Raw genomic sequence first — 15,552 nt, forward strand, 5'->3', positions numbered from 1 at the left:
GTGCCGGCATCGCTCAGGGCAGTTTCCAATTCGCCTTGTGCGGCACGAGCACCATCGGCCGCGCGCCTTCCGGCACCTTCATCGACTGGAAGGTGTATTCGGCCGAACCGGTTATGCCCTGATACTTGCCGGTCCCGCCGACGAATTCATGCCGGCCGCTCTTGGCGTCGGCGAGGTAGGTCGAGAAAACCTGATCGCCGTCCTTGTCCATGTCGATGCAGCTGCCGCGATTGACCACCTCGTTGCCGTTGACTTCGCGCAGGCCCAGGCACCGCGTTCCCATGTTGTTGAACGGTCCCTCGCCGGCATCGTTGCGGGTGATGCCTGCGCTTTCGTAGATGGACACGAGCCTGTCGCCCATTTTCATCGGCGTCGCGGAGATATTGACATAGTGCGTCGTGTAAGAAGCTGAGCCTTCCTTCGGGAAATTCTGCGCCGCAGCGCCCGAGCAAACAGCGATGACAAGTATAGATAGCGACACGCTGCGCAACATCGTCCCCTCCCATCGTTGAAGGTATTATTTGCCGCTCACTCGAAGTTTCGAGAATCGGCAATCGGCGATGATGCGCAGGTTCTTATCGCGCTCAATATCATAGAAATGATTTCTGAGGACACGATGAAGTGATCAGGTGCCACAGCCGGCAGATTTCGTCGCGCGAATTGGGCGTTGGGTTTGATGATGGCGGCGACGACTTGGTGCGGACGGCGGGACTCGAACCCGCACAGCCTTGCGGCCGCAAGATTTTAAGTCTCGTGCGTCTACCGGTTCCGCCACGTCCGCTCCAGGCGCAGCGGTAAACGCCGCGCCCGCCGGGATCAAGCCGGAGGCGTCCATCCATAGACCCAGGCGTAACGGTCTCTCATGCCTGTCGGTCCCAGACGGCCCATCACCACGTTGCGCACGAGGCCGACCATGCCGCTTGCATGGTAGCTGCGCCCGTTGGCGCGGGCGGCCCGCTGCACCTGCCGCACGCGGGTCTCACGGGCCTGCGCATAGGCATCCAGCGCGTCCGGCACGGTCGGCGCGTCGGCGAGGGAGCGGGTCAGCACCGCCGCGTCCTCAATGGCGAGCGCCGCACCCTGCGCCAGGAACGGCAGGACCGGATGGCCCGCATCGCCGAGCAGCGCGATCCGTCCCCGCGCCATCGGGCGCGGCGCCGGGCGGTCGGCCAGAGACCAGACGAGCCAGGAATCGGGCAGGGCAAGCACCTCCCGCAGGGGCTCGGCGCAGCGGCGGAAATGGGCGCGCAGCACGGCCGGCTCGCCGAGCCGTCCCCAGCCCTTCTCGCCCACCGCCTCCGGCACGACCGCCACGACGTTGAGCAGGCTGCCGCCCCGCACCGGGTAATGCACCACATGCCGCCCGCGCCCGAGCCACAGGCCCGTCGCCTCGCCCTGGAGCGAAACCGGCACGGCCTCGCGCGGGACCAGGGCACGCCACGCCGCAGCCCGCCCCGGCCGCAGGGGCGCATCATCGAAATGCTTGCGGAGCGCTGAGCGCAGCCCGTCCGCCCCGATCAGCAGATCGAAATCCAGCTCCTGCGTGCCCGTGCCGGTATCGGCGGTGAGGAGCACCCGCTCCGACCCTTCCCGCGCCTGCGTGGCCGAGCGGTCCATCAGCAGGCGGATCCGCGGCCGCGCCCGCACCGCGTCGAGGAGGAGCGTCTGCAGGTCGGCCCGGTGGATCACGTAATAGGGTGCGCCGAAGCTTTCCCGCGCCGAAGCGCCCAGGGCGACGCCGCCGATCCGGCGCCCGGATTCGAGGGAGCGCACCTCGACCCCCGGCGGCTCGCTCGCCGCCCTGCGCAGGGCGGCGGACAGGCCGAGCCCGGCCAGCACCCGGCTGGCATTGGGGGAAATCTGGATACCCGCCCCGACTTCGCTGAACCCGGTGCGGCGTTCGATCAGCGTGACCGCGTGGCCCGCATCCGAGAGGGCGAGCGCCGCCGTCAGGCCGCCGATGCCGGCGCCGACGATCCCGATCTCGAGGGGGGTGGCAGGAGGGGTCGGTTCGGGCGACACCGCTCTTTGGCGCCCTTTCAGGCCGCCGCCGCCGCCGAATCGTCGTGCCAGACGCACTCGGCCGGCTCGGCCGCGCCGGCAGCCAGCGCCGGATCGTAGCGGTAGAGCGTCGAGCAATACTGGCAGATGATCTCGTTGTCGGCGCCCATGTCGAGGAACACGTGCGGGTGGTCGAACGGCGGCAGCGCGCCGATGCACATGAACTCCTTCGCGCCGACCGAGATGGCCGGGACGCCGGGTTCGTTGTGGAAATGCGGTACCGACTTGCCTGCCATCCGGCCCTCGCCTGCCCCGACCATGGGGCATGTCCGCCTGCGCTTATGCCGTCCCGGCCCCCGGCCGCGCAAGGGAGGCCGCGCGCGAGCCTCGCGGACAGGACATGCCGGTTACGCATCGCCCCCGGCGCGTGGCGCTTGGCCTGCCGGCTGGCGCACCGTACATAGGGACCGACGCCAGCAAGACGATCCTACCAGAAACCGCTGATCATGATGCAGGAACAGGCGAGCGCCCAGGCGCGCCGGGCGCCGGAGCCGCCGATCCACGGCCCGGAGGATTTCGCGGGCATGCGCCGGGCGGGCCACCTCACCGCCCAGGCCCTCGACCTCCTGATGGAGGCGACGCAGCCCGGCGTGACGACCGACGCCATCGACAAGCTCGCCTTCGAGTTCGCCATGGACAACAAGGCCTATCCGGCCTCGCTGTTCTACCGGGGCTATCCGAAGTCGATCTGCACGTCGATCAACCACGTGGTGTGCCACGGCATCCCCAACGACAAGCCCCTGCGCGAGGGCGACATCGTCAACCTCGACATCTGCCTCATCCTCGACGGGTGGCACGGCGATTCCAGCCGCATGGCCTATGTCGGCGAGGTGCCGCGCAAGGCGCAGCGCCTGTGCGAGATCACCTACGAGGCGCTGATGCGCGGCATCGCGGCGGTGAAGCCAGGCGGCTCCACCAACGATATCGGCCGGGCGATCCAGAGCTTCGCCGAAGCCGAGCGCTGCTCGGTGGTTCGCGATTTCTGCGGCCACGGCCTCGGGCGCAGCTATCACGACGCGCCGACGATCCTGCACTACGTCGAGGCGAGCTACGACGTTCCGCTCAAGCCCGGTCAGTTCTTCACCATCGAGCCGATGATCAATCTCGGCCGTCCGGCCGTGAAGGTGCTGGGCGACGGCTGGACGGCGGTGACGCGTGACCGCTCCCTCTCCGCGCAATTCGAGCACACGGTCGCCGTGACCGAGACCGGGGTCGAGATCTTCACGCTCTCACCCAAGGGACTTCACCAGCCGGTCAATCCGGCGGCCTGAGGCCGGCCGTGGCACGCTCGCCATCCGGGCGCGGGCCGGGCTTCTTCGCCGAGAGCGCCGCGCCGTCTCTTTCGCCAGCCGGCGAGGAGCCGCATTATCTCGGTCACCGGGACCGCCTGCGCGAGAAGTTCGCGGAGGCCGGGGGTGAGGCTCTCCCCGATTACGAACTGCTCGAATTGCTGCTCTTCCGGGCGATTCCCCGCCGGGACGTGAAGCCCCTCGCCAAGGCGTTGATCCGCCGCTTCGGCAGCCTCGCCGAGGTGCTGGGCGCCGAGCGGGCACGGCTGCTGGAAGTCGAGGGGATCGGGCCGGGCGTCGTCACGGACCTGAAGCTCGTGGAGGCCGCCGGCCGGCGTCTCGCCCGGGGCGAAATCCGCGAGCGCGATGTGCTCACCTCGTGGAGCGCCCTCTCCGAATACCTGCGCGCGACCATGGCCTTCGCCCCGCGCGAGGAATTCCGCATCCTCTTCCTCGACAAGCGCAACCACCTCATCGCCGACGAGGTGCAGGGGCGCGGCACGGTGGACCACACCCCGGTCTATCCCCGCGAGGTGGCCCGCCGGGCGCTCGAACTCTCCGCGACGGCGATCATCCTCGCCCACAACCACCCCTCGGGCGATCCGAAGCCCTCGGCGGCGGACGTGAGCATGACCCGCGAGATCGTGGCCGTCCTGGCGCCGCTCAACATCGTGGTGCACGATCACGTCATCATGGCGCGTAACGGTCATGCGAGCCTGAAAGGGCTGAAGCTCATCTAGAAGTGGCACCCCCTGGCAACGCGGCCCGGGGCCGCTACGCTAACGGCCATGGCGCGTCTCTTGCCTCCAGAGCTTGAGCGTGTGGGAGAGAGCACAGCATGGCTGCCGCAGCCTTCGATGAAATGACCGGCCTGGGCGGCCCGGCCGACCCGGCCACCCTCCGCGAAGCTTACGGACGCCTGAAGGCGTGGCTGGATTCGACCCCGGCCGACCATTTCAACACCCGCCGCAGCCAGGCGGAGCTGCTGTTCCGGCGCATCGGCATCACCTTCGCCGTCTACGGCGATACAGAATCGACCGAGCGGCTCATTCCCTTCGACATCATCCCCCGGGTCATCACCCGGCCGGAATGGGACTTCCTGGAGCGCGGGCTGAAGCAGCGCGTCACGGCGCTCAACATGTTCCTGAAGGACGTCTACGGCGCCCAGGAGTGCATCAAGGCCGGCATCATCCCCGCCGATCTCGTCTACCGGAACGCCCATTACCGGATGGAGATGCGCAACTTCCGGGTGCCGCACGACCTCTACGTCCATGTCGCCGGCATCGACATCGTCCGCACCGGCGAGAAGGATTTCTTCGTCCTCGAGGACAATGCCCGCATCCCCTCCGGCGTGTCGTACATGCTGGAGAACCGCGAGGTGATGCTCCGGCTGTTCCCGGATCTGTTCTCGAAGCACCGGGTCGCGCCGGTCGAGAACTACCCGGACGCCCTGCTCGCGACCCTGCGCAGCCTCGCCCCCGCCTCGGCCACCCGCGACCCGACCGTGGTGCTGCTCACCCCCGGCCGCTACAACTCGGCCTTCTACGAGCACTCGTTCCTGGCCGATAAGCTCGGCGTCGAGCTGGTGGAGGCGTCCGACCTCTTCACCAAGGACGATGTGGTCTACATGCGCACCACCGAGGGGCCGCGGAAGGTGGACGTGATCTACCGACGCCTCGACGACGATTTCCTCGATCCGCTGGTCTTCCGGCCGGATTCGGTGCTCGGCGTGCCGGGCATCATGAACGCCTACGAGCGCGGCTCGGTGACGTTGGCCAACGCCGTCGGCACCGGCATCTCGGACGACAAGGCGGTCTACAGCTACATGCCGGAGATCGTGAAGTTCTTCACCGGCGAGGAGCCGATCCTGCACAACGTGCCGACCTATCGCTGCCGCGAGAAGGAGGCCTTCTCCTACGTGATGGACAACCTGTCCGAACTGGTGGTGAAGGAAGTGAACGGGTCGGGCGGCTACGGGATGCTCGTCGGCCCCCATGCCAGCAAGCGCGAGATCGACGATTTCGCCAAGAAGCTGCGCCACGCCCCGGACGGGTTCATCGCCCAGCCGACCCTCTCGCTTTCCACCTGCCCGACCTTCGTCGCCTCCGGCATCGCCCCGCGCCACGTCGACCTGCGGCCCTTCGTGCTATGCGGGGCGGACGAGATTCGCATCGTGCCCGGCGGGCTGACGCGGGTCGCCCTCAAGGAAGGATCCCTCGTGGTGAATTCGAGCCAGGGCGGGGGCACGAAGGACACCTGGGTGCTCGACGCCTGAACGCCGAACCCTCGTAACGCTGCGTAAGCCCCCCGGGGCCGGGACGATCGAGCCGCACCATGCTCTCCAGGACTGCCGACAACCTCTACTGGCTCTCGCGCTACGTCGAACGCGCCGACTTCGTCGCGCGCATCCTCGACGCCGCGCACCGCCTCGCCGCGCTCCCCTCTAGTTACGGCGAGAGCAACGAGTGGGAATCGGCGCTGGCCTCGGCCGGCGACCCCGAACTGTTCAAGCCGCATTACAGCGTCGTGAACGCCGACACGGTGTGCGATTTCCTCGCCTTCAGCCCGCACAACCCGTCCTCGATCCGCTCCTGCATCGAGGCGGCGCGGGAGAACGCCCGTTCCGTGCGCACGGCGCTGACCACCGAGATGTGGGACGCGATCAACGGCGCTTGGCTCGAACTGCGCTCCTATGCCGGGCGCGACCTGAACCGCGACGAGTTCGGCCGCTTCCTCGATTGGGTGAAGACCGTCTCGCTGACCTATGACGGCTCGGCCTTCCGCACGATGCTGAGGAACGACGCGTTCTGGTTCACCCGCCTCGGCACGGCGATCGAGCGAGCCGACAACACGGCGCGCATCCTCGACGTGAAGTACAAGATCCTGCTGCCGCAGGACGAGAAGATCGGCGGTAGCCTCGACTATTTCCAGTGGACGACGATCCTGCGCGAAGTCTCCGCGCTCACGGCCTATCACTGGGTCTACCGCGAGAGCGTGAAGCCTCTGCTGGTGGCCGATCTGCTGATGCTGAACAAGCAGATGCCGCGTTCCTTCGCCAATTGCTACGGCGTGATCGTGGAATACCTCGACCTCATCGCCGATGCCTACGGACGGCGGGGGCCGAGCCAGCGCCTCGCCGGCAACGTGCTGGCGAAGCTGGAGAGCGACAACATCGACCGTATCTTCAACGCTGGCCTGCACGAGTTCGTCCAGGCATTCATCGTGGAGAGCAACGGGGTGGGCGAAGCGATCGCCAAGCAGTATCTCGTCGGCTGAGTCAGGCCGAGGGACCGGGTTCGGTCGAACAGCACGGGCGGGAAGGGCGCATGCGCATCCGCGTTGTCCATGAGACCAGCTACATCTACGAGCAGCCGGCACGGGGCCTGATCCAGATCCTGCGCCTGACGCCGCGCGACCATGACGGGCAGTACGTTCGCCGCTGGCGGATCGACACCTCCGTGGACGGTCGGCTGACCGCCCGCGAGGACGGGTTCGGCAACATCGTCCACTGGTTCACCCCGGACGAGCCGGCCAGCACCCTGACGATCCGCGTGATCGGAGAGGCGGACACCGACGACACCCACGGCGTCGTACGCGGCTCGGTCGAGCGGCTGCCCGACCTGTTCTACCTGCGCGAGACGGATTTCTGTGTCGCGAGCCCCGAGCTGCACGCGCTCGCCGAGGATGCCGCCCGTGGCGCCGAGGATCGGCTGACCGTCCTTCACCGTCTGATGGAGGCGGTGCATGGGGCGGTGCGGTTCGAATCCGGTCCCGCGACGGCCGCCGTGCCAGCGGCCAAGGCCCTGGCGGCGGGGCACGGCAACTCGCAGGACGTTGCCCACGTCTTCATCGCCGCCGCCCGGCACCTGGGCATCCCGGCCCGCTACGTGGCTGGCTACCGCGCGCGGGACGACGGAGCGGCCGAAGTGGAGGCGCCGCACGGCTGGGCCGAGGCGCTGGTGCCGAATCTCGGCTGGGTGGCCTTCGATGCCGTGCACGAGATCAGCCCGTCGGAGCAGTATATCCGCCTCGCCATGGGGCTCGACTATCTCGGCGCGGCCCCGATCCGCGGCAGCCGCATGGGCGGCGGCACAGAGACGCTGGACGTGAAGCTCCGCGTCGAGCAAGGCAGGTCGGCGGTCCAATGCTGACGCATCCCATGCCGGAAACCTGAACCCATGACCTACTGCGTCGGTGTCCTCGTCGAGGACGGCCTGGTGATGGTCGCCGATACCCGCACCAATGCGGGGCTCGACGACATCTCGACCTATCGCAAGCTCCACCACTTCAATGTGCCGGGCGAGCGGGTGATGATGCTGGCCTCGGCCGGCAATCTCTCGATCACCCAGACCGTGCTGAGCATGTTGCAGGAGGGCGTGCCCGGCGAGGAGGGCGAGCCCGCCCAGCGCCTCATCGAGGCGCCGACCATGTTCCAGGCGGCGCAACTCGTCGGCCGGGCGATCCGCCGGGTGCGGATGATCGAGCAGAAGGGGTTCGAGGCGGCGAGCATCCGTTTCTCGATCTCGCTGCTGTTCGGCGGGCAGATCGGCGACGAGCCGATGCGGCTGTTCCTGATCTACTCGGCCGGCAATTTCATCGAGTGCAGCACCGACGCGCCGTTCCTGCAGATCGGCGAGCATAAATACGGCAAGCCGATCCTCGACCGGGCGGTGAAGTTCGAGACCGACCTCTACGACGCGCTGAAGGTCGGCCTCGTCTCAATGGATTCGACCATGCGCTCGAACCTCGGCGTCGGCCTGCCCATCGACATCGCGCTGGCGCGGCGCGGGGCGCTGACCCTGGAAGTGAACCACCGGATCGAGGCCGGTGAGGGCTATTTCCACGACCTGCGCGAGCGCTGGTCCGCCGCGCTGCGCGCCGCCCACCGGGCGATCCCCCGCCCGCCCTACGGGCCTGCGGCCTAGGGCGCAGAGTGTACCCCTCTCCCCGCAGGCGGGGAGAGGGGTGAGCCCCCCTTGTCGGGGGCGAAGCGAGGCGGCAGCCGGGGGTGAGGGGGCCGGCCGGAGGAGGCTCATCCTGCGAGCCCCCTCACCACCGCTCCGGCTGCGCCTGCGCTTCCCGCCGATACGACAAGGTATCGGCGGGCCTCTCCCCGCAGGCGGGGAGAGGGGGGCGTCACGTCTCAAGTCGGTGGTGCCATCCCGCCAGCAACCCCCGGCGGCGCCAGCGGGATCGTCGGCCCGCATCACCCCGCCCATGACCGCGAAGCCGGTGGCGCCGGCCATTCGGCACGGGGCGAGCGTCCCCTCGCCGATCCCACCCAGCGCGTCAGGGTGCAGAGTACCCCTCTCCCCGCCTGCGGGGAGAGGGCTGAGCCCCCCTTGTCGGGGGCGAAGCGAGGCGGCAGCCGGGGGTGAGGGGGGGAGGCTAGAAGAGACTCATCCTGCGAGCCCCCTCACCCCCGCTTCGGCTGCGCCTGCGCTTCCCGCCGATACGACGAGGTATCGGCGGGCCTCTCCCCGCAGGCGGGGAGAGGGGGCGTCACGTCTCTCGTCAGTGGTGCCATCCCGCCAGTAGCTCCTGCGCGGCGCCAGCGGGATCGTCCGCCCGCATCACCCCGCCCATGACCGCGAACCCGGTGGCGCCGGCCATTCGGCACGGGGCGAGCGACCCCTCGCCGATCCCACCCAGCGCGACGACCGGGAGGCCGAGGCGGGCGGCTGCGGTGATCGCGGCGAGGCCGAGGGCCGGGCCGTAGCCGGGTTTGCTGGCCGTCGGGAAGATCGGGCTCAGCGTCACGTAATCCGCGCCCGCCGCCGCCGCGGCCTCGACGTCGCGCAGGCTGTGAGCAGAGAGGCCGATCAGCCCGGCGCCGAGCCTGTCCCGGGCCTTGGCCACGGCGTCCGATCCGCCGGGCAGGTGGATTCCATCCGCCCCGAGGGCCGCCGCCAGCGCGATGTCGCCCCCGACCGTCAGGAACGCGCCCGCAGCCCGCACTTCCGCCGCCACCGCCTCACCGAGACGCAGGCGCTCGTCGACGGGCAGGTCGCGGTCGCGGAACCAGATCCAGCGCCCTCCCCCGGCGAGCACCGCCCGCACTGTCTCCGGGAGCGGGCGGAGATGGCCGTGGCGGTCCGTCACGGCGAGCAGCGGCAACGGCAAGATCACGAGCCGACAAGACCGAGTTGCGGGCTCGACGGATCGGCGCGTCCCCGGCGCGGGATCCGCCCGGCGAGGTACGCCTCGCGCCCGGCCTCGACGGCGCGGGCCATGGCGCGGGCCATCCGCACCGGATCGTCGGCCTTGGCCACCGCCGTGTTCACGAGGCAGGCGGCGGCACCGAGTTCCATCGCGATCACCGCGTCCGAAGCAGTGCCGATGCCGGCATCGACGATGACTGGCACGCCCGCCCGTCGGCAGATCAGCTCGATGTTCGCCGGGTTGGCGACACCCATGCCGGAGCCGATCAACGAGCCCATCGGCATCACGGCGGCGCAGCCGATGTCCTCGAGGCGGCGGCAGACGATGGGGTCGTCGTTGCAATAGGGCAGGACGGTGAAGCCGTCGTCCACCAGATGGCGGCAGGCCTCGATCAGTTCGGCGACGTCCGGGTACAGCGTCTCGCGGTCCCCGATGACCTCGACCTTGATCCACGTCGTGTCCAACGCCTCGCGGGCGAGTTCGCCGGTCATGATCGCATCGCGGGCGGTCTCGCAGCCGGCGGTGTTCGGCAGGAAGCGGCGGCCCTTGAGCAGGCTCACGGTGTCCGAGCCGTGGCCGCGCAGGGACACCCGGCGGATCGAGGCGGTGACCACCTCGGCCTCGGACGCCTCGACGGCGTCGCGCATGATCGCCTGCGTCGGGTAGCCGGCGGTGCCGAGGAACAGGCGCGACGAGAGCCGCACCCCGGCGATCACCAGGGCGTCGTCGTCCTCGGGGCGCAGCGGCGTGACGATGCTGTCCATGCTCTAGCCTCCCTGCATGGCGCGGACGATCTCGATGCGATCACCCGGTGTGATGGCGGTGTCCGCCCATTCCTTCCGGCGCAGAACCCGGCCGTTCAGGGCGATGGCGATGCCCTGCGGCCCCTCGATCCCGGTCTCTTCGGCCTCGATGGCGAACAGGGCCGCGACGGTGACGGCGTCGTACTCGCGGGGCTCGCCGTTGACGAAGAGCTTCATCGCGCCGCCCTCCTCGGCTCGGGCCGGGCGAAGCGGGCCAGCGTGAAAGGCCGCGCGACGGCGGGCAATTCGCCCGAGACCACGAGGTCGGCGACCGCGTCCGCCGTGACGGGGGCGAGGAGGTAGCCGTTGCGGTGATGGCCCGTGGCGGCGATGAGCCCCGGCGCGATGGCATCGATGATCGGCGCGTCGTCGTCCGACGTCGGCCGGTACCCGCTCCACACGGCCTCGACCTCCATCTCCTCGATGCCGGGCAGCACCCGTCTGGCCCCTTCGAGCAGGGCGTAGAGCCCGCCCGCCGTGACGCCCTCACGGAACCCGCAATCCTCCACCGTCGCGCCGACGATGAGTTGCCCGTCGCTCTTCGGGGCCATGTGGACCTGCTCGGTCCAGACCATGCGCGAGAGCGTTCCGGTCTGTCGCGTGGTCCGCAGGGCGAGCGCCTGGCCCTTGAGGGGGCGCACCGGCAGGGCGAGGCTGTCGGGCAGAAGCCCGCCCTCCCCGCTCCACGCGCCGGAGGCCAGGACGACGGTGTCGGCGCGCAGGCGCCCGGCCTCCGTGGCCACCCCCGTCACGCGCCCGCCGGACCAATCGAGGCCGGTGACGGCGCTGCGCTCGATGATCGTCACGCCCGCCGCCTCGCAAGCCTTCACCAGCGCGGCCATGACGAGGCGCGGATCGACCTGATGATCGAGGGGGCATTGCACGCCCGCCGTCACCGAGGGACGCAGCACCGGTTCCAGCCGGCGGATTTCGGTGCCGTTGAGCCATGTCGCGTCGAGGCCCGAGCGGCGCTGCAGCTCGTAGCGGAAGCGCAGGCGTTCCACCTCGTCGCGGCCGATGGCCAGAACCAGGGTGCCATCGGGGCGGTAGTCGATGGAAAGGCCGGACGCCGCTTCGAGATCGTCGCGGAAGCCGGGCCAGCGGGCGAGCGAGTCCATGGCGAGCGGCAGCAGCGGATCGGAGCCGGGCTCGTGCTCGGCGGCCGGTGCCAGCATCCCCGTGGCGGCGAGGCTCGCGCCGCATCCGACGCTGCCGCGCTCGATCACCGTGACGGAAAGCCCCCTCGATGCGAGGCGCCACGCGCTGGCAAGGCCGATCAGCCCGCCGCCGATGACCGCGACATCCGCGCGCTCGGGTAGGTTCGCGCTCCGGGCCGCGAGCCCCGGATCGCGACGCTGGCCAATGGGTGAAATGGGCCTCGGAAGCCCCATGGCGACACTCCGCTGGTCTGGCGGAGGGAACGGGCCGGGTGCTTCGTGAAAAGCGATGGCCTGTCAGGACGACGGCCGCGGTCCAATCCCTACGCCGGTGTGAACCGGATCAGGTTCGAAGGATTTCCGCGCCGCAGGCCCTTACGGGCGTGCCATCGGTTTCTCAGCCCCTTGCCGGGGATCTCCCTGGAACAGAGCGAGATGTGGCCTTTGATCGGCTAAGCGTCAATCCCCCCGGCCCTCACGCCTCGCCGTCATTGCGAGGCGAAGCCGAAGCAATCCAGAGCGCGACTTGTCCGGATATGGCGGCGCCGACTGGATTGCTTTGCTCTCGCTCGCAATGACGGGATTGAACGGGGATACCGCCCTCAATCCCTTTTCCGCGGCCGCAGGAATTTCGGTTTGAACACCGCCATCGGCTCCTCGAAGCCGTGGAGCACGTGGACGCCCACCGGAACCGGGTCGCCCCACAGGAAATCCACGAAGGGCTTCGACATCAGAAGCTCCTCGCCGAGCCCCCGGTTGAGCTTGGCGAGCCGGCTGGCAAGGTTCACGTCGCGGCCGATCACCGTGAAGTCGAGGCGCGAGCCGGAGCCGACATTGCCGTAGGCTGCTTCGCCATGGTGGAGGGCGATGCCCGCCTGGATCGGCACCGGGAATTGATGGAGGGCGTTCGCCTCGTCGATGGCCGCCAGAATGTGCTGGGCCGCCGTCAGGGCGCCCTTGGCCGCGCCGCCGAGGTCGTCGCCGCTCTCGCGGAAGATCGCGAGCAGCCCGTCGCCAAGATACTTCAGCACCTCGCCGCCCTCGCCCTCGATGGGCGGGACGAGGCAATCGAAGAACACGTTGAGGAGGGCCACCGCCTCCTCCGGCGTCATGTCGGCGGAGATGCGCGTGTAGTCGCGCATGTCCGCGAACAGGATCGCGGAGCGGATGCGCGTGACCTGTCCGCGCCGGATGTCGCCCGATAGGATCGCCCGGTGCGGCTCGTCGCCGACATACACGCGGAGCACGTGATCGAGCTGCTTGTTCAGAACCCGCATCTCCATCACCGCCGCCAGCGCCGGCATGATGAAGCGCAGGATCGCGATGTGCTCGCGCTCGAACCCCGTGGGGCACTTGGTGGCGAAGGTGATGCCGTTCTGCGTGCCGTTCGTGAAGAACAGCGGCGCGACGACGTAGTGCGTGAACCCTTCCGCCTTGAGGTCCGGCACGATGGCGTAGGCGTCGTCCGGCGTCTCGGACAGGTCTAGGATCAGCCAGCGGCCGGTCCGGTGGACCTCGGCGAAGGGGCTGCGGAGATAGGCTTCCTGGGAACGGCTGCCGTGCGGGAAAAGCCGCACCGTGACACCGCCGTTGCGCGTCCAGACCCGGCCGACGCCGGCATATTCCGAGTGCAACGTGTCGATGGCGGTGGAGGCGCGGTCCACCGGAACGCCGATATCGATCAGCCGCTCGGCAAGGCCTTCGAGCATGTGCTCGGCCTTGTCGATGCGGGCCCCCTCACCGAGCAGCCAATCGCGGATGCCGACCGAGGGCTCCAGCGCGCCGAACGGGACGTCGCTGGTCTCGGAGCCGTCCGCATCGGCCGTCGGTGTTCCGGGCAGTGGCGGACGTCGTTCGAGCATGGCGCCAAGGTGGGTTTCCGTCACGGCAAAGCAAGGCTTTGCCGTGAGCCGGCGGCGCGGGCCGTCGGCTCAGTTGTCGAGGAAGCTCCGAAGCTTCCGGCTGCGGCTCGGATGCTTGAGCTTGCGCAGCGCCTTCGCCTCGATCTGGCGGATGCGCTCGCGCGTCACGGAGAATTGCTGGCCGACCTCTTCCAGGGTGTGGTCGGTATTCATGCCGATGCCGAAGCGCATGCGCAGCACGCGCTCCTCGCGGGGCGTGAGCGACGCGAGTACGCGCGTCGTGGTCTCGCGAAGGTTCGACTGGATCGCCGCGTCGATCGGCAGGACGACGTTCTTGTCCTCGATGAAGTCGCCGAGGTGGCTGTCTTCCTCGTCGCCGATGGGCGTTTCGAGGGAGATCGGCTCCTTGGCGATCTTCAGGACCTTGCGGACCTTCTCCAGCGGCATGGCCAGCTTCTCGGCCAGCTCCTCGGGCGTCGGTTCACGCCCGATCTCATGCAGCATCTGGCGCGAGGTGCGGACGATCTTGTTGATCGTCTCGATCATATGGACCGGGATGCGGATGGTCCGCGCCTGATCGGCGATCGAGCGGGTGATCGCCTGCCGGATCCACCACGTCGCGTAGGTCGAGAACTTGTAGCCCCGGCGGTACTCGAACTTGTCCACGGCCTTCATCAGGCCGATGTTGCCCTCCTGGATCAGGTCCAGGAACTGCAGGCCGCGGTTCGTGTACTTCTTGGCGATGGAGATCACGAGGCGCAGGTTCGCCTCGATCATTTCCTTCTTCGCCTGCCGGGCTTCGCGCTCGCCCTTCTGGACCATGTTCACGATGCGGCGGAACTCGCCGATCTCGAGGCCCGTCTCCGAGGCGAGGTCGAGGATCTGCGCCCGCAGTTCGGTGACCTGCTTCTGGCCCCTCTCGACCAGGTTCTTCCAGCCCTTGCCGCCGAGCGTGCCGACGCGGTCCATCCAGGCCGGATCGAGCTCGTAGCCCTGGTAGTGGCGCAGGAACTCGTCGCGGGCGACGCCGTGGCTCTCCGCATAGCGCATCAGCCGGCCCTCGTGACCGATGAGCTGCTTGTTGATCGCGTAGAGCTGGCCGACCAGCGCCTCGATCCGGTTGTTGTTGAGCGACAGGGACTTCACGTCGGCGACGACGATGTCCTTGAGGTCGCCCTGCTTCTTGGTCTGCGCCGAGGTCTTGTCGGCGCCGGTCCCGTTCTCGGTCTGGGCCTTGCGCAGCTTGTGGTAGTTCTGGGCGATCGCGTCGAAGGTCTCGAGGACGCGCGGCTTGATCTCCGCTTCCATCGCGGCGAGCGACACGTTGTTCTCGAGATCGTCCTCCTCGTCGCCACCCTCGGGAGGCGTCGGTCCGTCGCTGTCCTCGTCGCCCTCGCTCTCGCCCTCGGCCAATTGCGGCGCATTGCGCCCGTCCGGGCCGGCATAGGTCGCTTCGAGATCGATGATGTCGCGCAGGAGGACCTTGCCCTCCACCAACTCATCGCGCCAGATGATGATGGCCTGGAAGGTCAGCGGGCTCTCGCACAGGCCGGCGATCATCGCCTCGCGCCCGGCCTCGATCCGCTTGGCGATGGCGATTTCGCCCTCGCGGGAGAGAAGCTCCACCGAGCCCATCTCGCGCAGGTACATGCGCACCGGGTCGTCGGTGCGGTCGGTCGGCTCGCGGGTGGTCGTCGCGACGGCGACCGCGCGGGTCGACGTCACCTCGGCGACTTCGCCGCCCTCGGCCTCTTCCTCGTCGGCCTCGCCGCTCGCGGCCTTTTCGCCGGCTGCGGCTTCCTCGGTCTCCTCGGCCTCGACGACGTTGATGCCCATCTCGGAGAGCTGGGAGAGCACGTCTTCGAGCTGGTCGGGGTCGGACTGGCCCTCGGGAAGCACCTCGTTGACCTCTTCATAGGTCACGTAGCCGCGCTTCTTGGCGAGCTTGATCATCCGCTTGACCGCGGCATCCGACAGGTCGAGGAGCGGCCCGTCGGTCTGCTGCTCGGGTGCAGCGTCCGCCTCGTCCCGTTCCGTTGCCTTCGTCGCCATGATGAGCCTATTGTTGTCCCGTTGCGGCGGATTGCGGAGGCATCGGGAGCCTGTCCACGCCTTCGACGCCGCGATGCAAAAACTGGTGCGGATCGCGACGGTCAGCCGCGCGACCCCATCTTCGTATGCAAGCCTAGGCTTGACCGTGTGTTAACTAAGGCTGCGA

15 protein-coding genes, 1 tRNA gene and 1 riboswitch are annotated in these 15,552 nt (G+C 68.8%); of the genes, 6 read left to right on the forward strand and 10 right to left on the reverse strand.

All coding sequences use genetic code 11. The features are described from left to right. Nucleotides 1-13 precede the first annotated feature (13 nt). The 4 genes from ACS5Q7_RS09975 to ACS5Q7_RS09990 all read right to left on the reverse strand — a co-directional run bounded on the left by ACS5Q7_RS09975 (nucleotide 14) and on the right by ACS5Q7_RS09990 (nucleotide 2,297). On the reverse strand, nucleotides 14-493 hold the full coding sequence (locus ACS5Q7_RS09975; RefSeq protein WP_478339166.1) for a hypothetical protein: 480 nt from the start codon (nucleotides 491-493) through the stop codon (nucleotides 14-16). 201 nt (nucleotides 494-694) lie between these two features. Further along, nucleotides 695-781 (reverse strand) — tRNA-Leu (locus ACS5Q7_RS09980). 35 nt (nucleotides 782-816) lie between these two features. Beyond that, nucleotides 817-2,022 carry an FAD-dependent monooxygenase gene (locus ACS5Q7_RS09985; protein ID WP_478339167.1) on the reverse strand — a complete coding sequence of 402 codons (1,206 nt, stop codon included), beginning with the start codon at nucleotides 2,020-2,022 and terminating at the stop codon, nucleotides 817-819. 17 nt (nucleotides 2,023-2,039) lie between these two features. Beyond that, entirely contained in the window at nucleotides 2,040-2,297 is a 258-nt protein-coding gene (locus tag ACS5Q7_RS09990; RefSeq protein ID WP_478339396.1) for a zinc-finger domain-containing protein, read from the reverse strand. A gap of 210 nt (nucleotides 2,298-2,507) precedes the next feature. Here ACS5Q7_RS09990 and map point away from each other — a divergent pair, with 210 nt between their 5' ends. From map to ACS5Q7_RS10020, 6 genes are all read left to right on the forward strand, one after another. Continuing rightward, the gene (gene map, locus ACS5Q7_RS09995) at nucleotides 2,508-3,332 is read left to right on the forward strand and encodes a type I methionyl aminopeptidase (RefSeq protein WP_478339168.1); all 825 of its coding nucleotides are present in this window, start codon (nucleotides 2,508-2,510) and stop codon (nucleotides 3,330-3,332) included. Nucleotides 3,333-3,340: 8 nt separating this feature from the next. Further along, nucleotides 3,341-4,090 carry a RadC family protein gene (gene radC, locus ACS5Q7_RS10000; RefSeq protein ID WP_478339169.1) on the forward strand — a complete coding sequence of 250 codons (750 nt, stop codon included), beginning with the start codon at nucleotides 3,341-3,343 and terminating at the stop codon, nucleotides 4,088-4,090. 98 nt (nucleotides 4,091-4,188) lie between these two features. Further along, complete coding sequence (locus ACS5Q7_RS10005; protein ID WP_478339170.1) at nucleotides 4,189-5,625, forward strand: circularly permuted type 2 ATP-grasp protein; 1,437 nt, start codon at nucleotides 4,189-4,191, stop codon at nucleotides 5,623-5,625. Between the two features lie 59 nt (nucleotides 5,626-5,684). Beyond that, the gene (locus tag ACS5Q7_RS10010; RefSeq protein WP_478339171.1) at nucleotides 5,685-6,626 is read left to right on the forward strand and encodes an alpha-E domain-containing protein; all 942 of its coding nucleotides are present in this window, start codon (nucleotides 5,685-5,687) and stop codon (nucleotides 6,624-6,626) included. A 50-nt stretch (nucleotides 6,627-6,676) separates the two neighbouring features. Beyond that, entirely contained in the window at nucleotides 6,677-7,501 is an 825-nt protein-coding gene (locus tag ACS5Q7_RS10015; RefSeq protein ID WP_478339172.1) for a transglutaminase family protein, read from the forward strand. A 27-nt stretch (nucleotides 7,502-7,528) separates the two neighbouring features. Then, complete coding sequence (locus ACS5Q7_RS10020; RefSeq protein ID WP_478339173.1) at nucleotides 7,529-8,275, forward strand: proteasome-type protease; 747 nt, start codon at nucleotides 7,529-7,531, stop codon at nucleotides 8,273-8,275. Nucleotides 8,276-8,864: 589 nt separating this feature from the next. Here ACS5Q7_RS10020 and ACS5Q7_RS10025 read toward each other — a convergent pair. The 6 genes from ACS5Q7_RS10025 to rpoD all read right to left on the reverse strand — a co-directional run bounded on the left by ACS5Q7_RS10025 (nucleotide 8,865) and on the right by rpoD (nucleotide 15,386). Beyond that, nucleotides 8,865-9,476: a thiamine phosphate synthase gene (locus ACS5Q7_RS10025; RefSeq protein WP_478339397.1), complete on the reverse strand. Its 612-nt coding sequence runs from the start codon at nucleotides 9,474-9,476 to the stop codon at nucleotides 8,865-8,867. Next, nucleotides 9,476-10,276: a thiazole synthase gene (thiG, locus tag ACS5Q7_RS10030; RefSeq protein WP_478339174.1), complete on the reverse strand. Its 801-nt coding sequence runs from the start codon at nucleotides 10,274-10,276 to the stop codon at nucleotides 9,476-9,478. The genes ACS5Q7_RS10025 and thiG overlap by 1 nt, the downstream gene beginning before the upstream one ends. Nucleotides 10,277-10,279: 3 nt before the next feature. Beyond that, nucleotides 10,280-10,492, reverse strand: a complete 213-nt coding sequence (thiS, locus tag ACS5Q7_RS10035) for a sulfur carrier protein ThiS (RefSeq protein WP_478339175.1) — start codon at nucleotides 10,490-10,492, stop codon at nucleotides 10,280-10,282. Continuing rightward, nucleotides 10,489-11,706 (reverse strand): glycine oxidase ThiO, encoded by a 1,218-nt coding sequence (gene thiO / locus ACS5Q7_RS10040; RefSeq protein WP_478339176.1) that lies wholly within the window; start codon nucleotides 11,704-11,706, stop codon nucleotides 10,489-10,491. The genes thiS and thiO overlap by 4 nt, the downstream gene beginning before the upstream one ends. Before the next feature lie 68 nt (nucleotides 11,707-11,774). Then, nucleotides 11,775-11,903: riboswitch (TPP riboswitch) on the reverse strand. Nucleotides 11,904-12,074: 171 nt separating this feature from the next. Beyond that, complete coding sequence (locus ACS5Q7_RS10045) at nucleotides 12,075-13,334, reverse strand: adenylate/guanylate cyclase domain-containing protein (RefSeq protein WP_478339177.1); 1,260 nt, start codon at nucleotides 13,332-13,334, stop codon at nucleotides 12,075-12,077. A gap of 69 nt (nucleotides 13,335-13,403) precedes the next feature. Then, nucleotides 13,404-15,386: an RNA polymerase sigma factor RpoD gene (gene rpoD, locus ACS5Q7_RS10050; RefSeq protein WP_478339178.1), complete on the reverse strand. Its 1,983-nt coding sequence runs from the start codon at nucleotides 15,384-15,386 to the stop codon at nucleotides 13,404-13,406. Nucleotides 15,387-15,552 lie beyond the last annotated feature (166 nt).

Source organism: Methylobacterium sp. Gmos3 (genome assembly GCF_056430985.1).